Origin of the sequence: Streptomyces carpinensis, assembly GCF_002154505.1 — a bacterium.
In the GTDB taxonomy this organism is placed as follows: domain Bacteria; phylum Actinomycetota; class Actinomycetes; order Streptomycetales; family Streptomycetaceae; genus Streptomyces; species Streptomyces carpinensis.
In genome coordinates, this window is record NZ_MUBM01000721.1 from 1 (window position 1) to 3,262 (window position 3,262).

Below are 3,262 nucleotides of genomic sequence, written 5' to 3' on the forward strand. Positions count from 1 at the left end.
CTCGGTCCTCGCCGGCTGCCGTCGCCGACCGGTCGCGCTCCCTCTCGCGCGGCCCACCATGCCGGGTAGCGATGGCGTGATCGATGTCGAGATCGCCGGACGTCTTTGCGCACTACTCCGAGACCAGGGCAGCGGGTACCGCGAGCTGACGGAAGGTGAGCATGTCAGCTTCGAGATTGGGCAGGGGCAGAAGGGGCCGCAGGCGCAGAACATCGTGCGCGGCTGACGGGGCGGAGTTTCAGCGCAAGGTGGCTGACAGTCAGTCAGTCACCTTGCGTGCTGGTCGAGTTGCTGGCTCGGTCGGGGAGCGGAAAGCGGCGTAGGAGCTGTGCGCCGCTTCCCTGCTTCTTGTGAGGGTGTCGGCGGGAGTCCAGTGAGGTTGCTGGCCCACTCCGCGGTGCTGCGGGATCTGATCGACGCTGGCGACGTCACCGGCGCCCGCTCGGGTGAGACCGACCGGCGGTTGGCGACGGTGGCGAGGCTACCAGCAACAACGCCCGACGACCGGGGCCACCGGCATCAGACAACTCGTCGCTCTCTGCGACGAGGTGCTACGTTCCCGCGCATGAAGATCCGGAGGTGGACCGGCCGCAGCATTTCCGTGCTGGCCGTGGGTGGGGCACTGGTTCTGATGACGGCGTGCAGCGGGCAGGCGGGTAAGTCGAGCACGACCAGGGAGGCGAAGCCGACTGGGGCGACGGCCCCGACGGTGAAGCCCGATGCGGCGACGGCCCCGAGGGTGAAGCCGGAGGAGATGAGGGCGACGAAATCTGCTGCGCTTCAGTACACGAGGTTCACTGCGAGTGAGACGTTCGCCGGTGGTTGTGTCACTGCCCACCAATGCCGGGGGACTCTCACCCTGCTCCAGCCGCTTGCGGCTCCCGTGGCGCAGCAACTGCACGACGAAGCGGGGTGGGATCCGTACTACGCGGATCTCCGCGACCTGGCCGACAAGGTGTCCGAGGGTGTGCAGGAGACGGATCCGGCGGACCTGGATGCGGGGGATGCCCTCCTGAAGGACGTCGTGAAGCTCAAGGAGCGGCTGGACCAGGAGATGGACCTGGGGCACTTCTAGCCCCGGACACGGCCCTCGCCGGCTCGCGCAGACGGGGGCCGCCCTCACCTCACCCATGGTCGGTCACGCCGGGTCGGTGCGGTCGACCTGCGATACCCCCACGGCCTTGATATCGGCGATCTTGCCGTTCGCGATCTCGGCCTCAAGAGGTGCCGTGCTTTCGGTGTTCGTCGTGCTGAGGCCCAGCGTGTCGGCCGTCGTCCCGGTCGTACCGAGCACGTTGCCGTCCTTGTCGATGAACTCCGGCACGCGCTGATTCGAGCGAGGGCTGACGGAGCACGAGTGTGCGGGCGAGGGATCCTGATTCTTGGCCGCAGGTTGGCCTCACGCCCTGGTCAGAGATGGGAAACCGGCGGGTCAGGCTCAGTGCGGCCTACCCTCCTGAGGGGCGGGGTGGCAGCCATATCGCTGTCGCCCCGCCCCCTTGTGTGCGGTGCTGGGCCAGCGCACGAGCTTGGTTCCGAGCGCTCCTGCGGCGCCCTGGAGGCAGGCCCGCGGAGGCGAGCGGTGTTCGACCGTTGCGTGGCGTGGGGCGTGCTGTGGTTGGCGGTCGGCGCGGCGGGGATTGGGCGCCTTGGTGTCTCGTTGCGCGTCGGCCAGGGCCGCCGCGCCCCCTGCCGGGCAAGTCCGGCACGCCAGAGGAGCAGGCGGGCCGCAGGGCGCAACGCCACAGGGCAGCAGCGGCAGGCCTGTCACGAGGCCGCGCCGGAAGACCCCTCTCCCCGCTCGGCTTCGTACCTCGAGCGGGCCCGGCGCGCCAGCGGTGATGGCTCACGGGTCAAGCCGATCAATGGGCATCAGGGCGTTGGGAACCGAATCGTCCCGCGCGGTGTAACAAGGGTGTGAGGACGCGGGAAGGGGGCCGCATCGTCGACGAGGCCGCGGTGATCGCTCGCGTACGCGCCGGGGAGCCGGAGGCGTACGCGGAGCTGGTGAGGGCCCATACGGGCGTCGCGCTCAGGGCGGCCGCGGCGCTCGGGGCGGGGGCGGACGCGGAGGACGTGGTGCAGCAGGCCTTCGTCAAGGCGTACTGCGCCCTGGGCCGGTTCAGGGACGGCTCGGCCTTCAAGCCGTGGCTGCTGTCGATCGTCGCCAATGAGGCCAGGAACACAGTGCGCGCAGCTGTCCGGCAGCGCACGCTCGCCGGCCGGGAGGCCGCCTTCGTGGAGGCCGAGCCGCTGATACCGGAGTCGGCGGACCCGGTGGTGGCGACCTTGCAGACCGAGCGCCGCGCCGCTCTGCTGGCCGCCCTGGAGCAGCTGAGCGAGGACCACCGTCTGGTCGTGACCTACCGGTATCTGTTGGAGATGGACGAGTCGGAGACCGCCCAGGCCCTGGGCTGGCCTCGTGGAACCGTGAAGTCCCGGCTCAACCGTGCCCTGCGCAGGCTGGGTCGTCTGCTGCCGGAGTTTTCAGCCTCGGGAAGGGGGTGAGGAGCGTGCGTGAGCCGGAGGAGGCGTCCGGGCTGCCGGAGGAGCTGCGGGCACTGGGACGGTCGCTGGACGTGCCCGGGGCGCAGGGTTCGCCGGGTTCGCCGGCAGGGCCGGAGTCGATGGTGGAGCGGGTGCTGCAGCAGATATTGGCCGATCAGGTGCCGGTCCCGGTGGCCGAGCCGGCGGGTGCCGGTGAGCGGCTGCGGGCGGTGCGGCACTGGACGCGGATGCGGTGGCGTTCGCTGACGGCGGCCCTGTGCGGTCTGCTGACCGTGCTCGTGCTCACTCCTCCGGTGCGGGCGGCGGTCCTTGACTGGTTCGGTTTCGCCGGCGTCGAGGTGCGGTACGACCCATCGGCGGTGCCCTCGCCGGGTGCACAGGTCCCCGGCTGCGGCAGGTCGCTGTCACTGGCGCAGGCCCGGAGGCAGGCCGGTTTCGAACCCCTGGTGCCGGACGCGCTAGGCGTGCCGGACGCGGTGACGGTGACCCATGAGCCACGGGGACGGTTCCTGGTGACTCTGTGCTGGCACGAGCAGGGCCGGACGATACGGCTCGACGAGTACCCGGAGCGTCTGGACGTCCGCTTCGTCAAGAGTGTGCGGGAATCACCGGAGTGGATCAGGTTGGACACGAGGTCCTCGTCCGACGGCATTTCGGACTACGCGCTGTGGTTCCCCAGGCCGCATCTGCTCACCTTCTGGCTGGTGGATGCCGACGGTCATCACTTCACACGGGGCAATCGGACCGCCGGTCC

4 protein-coding genes and 1 pseudogene are annotated in these 3,262 nt (G+C 70.0%); 4 read left to right on the forward strand and 1 reads right to left on the reverse strand.

Features of this window, described 5'->3' with window-relative positions; translation table 11 throughout:
* Positions 1-95: 95 nt before the first annotated feature.
* Together BZY54_RS48300 and BZY54_RS50635 are read left to right on the forward strand one after the other, a co-directional pair.
* Positions 96-226: pseudogene (locus tag BZY54_RS48300) on the forward strand (cold shock domain-containing protein); the annotation flags it as partial.
* Between the two features lie 657 nt (positions 227-883).
* The gene (locus tag BZY54_RS50635) at positions 884-1,075 is read left to right on the forward strand and encodes a hypothetical protein (RefSeq protein WP_143668453.1); all 192 of its coding nucleotides are present in this window, start codon (positions 884-886) and stop codon (positions 1,073-1,075) included.
* A gap of 63 nt (positions 1,076-1,138) precedes the next feature.
* Here BZY54_RS50635 and BZY54_RS48310 read toward each other — a convergent pair whose 3' ends face one another.
* Positions 1,139-1,324: a hypothetical protein gene (locus tag BZY54_RS48310; protein ID WP_086731567.1), complete on the reverse strand. Its 186-nt coding sequence runs from the start codon at positions 1,322-1,324 to the stop codon at positions 1,139-1,141.
* A gap of 593 nt (positions 1,325-1,917) precedes the next feature.
* Between BZY54_RS48310 and BZY54_RS48315 the strand changes: the two genes are divergently transcribed.
* Together BZY54_RS48315 and BZY54_RS48320 are read left to right on the forward strand one after the other, a co-directional pair.
* Positions 1,918-2,508, forward strand: coding sequence for an RNA polymerase sigma factor (locus BZY54_RS48315; protein WP_244217721.1), 591 nt, complete (start codon positions 1,918-1,920; stop codon positions 2,506-2,508).
* A 5-nt stretch (positions 2,509-2,513) separates the two neighbouring features.
* On the forward strand, positions 2,514-3,262 hold a 749-nt coding region (locus BZY54_RS48320; protein ID WP_244217722.1), incomplete at its 3' end, for a hypothetical protein.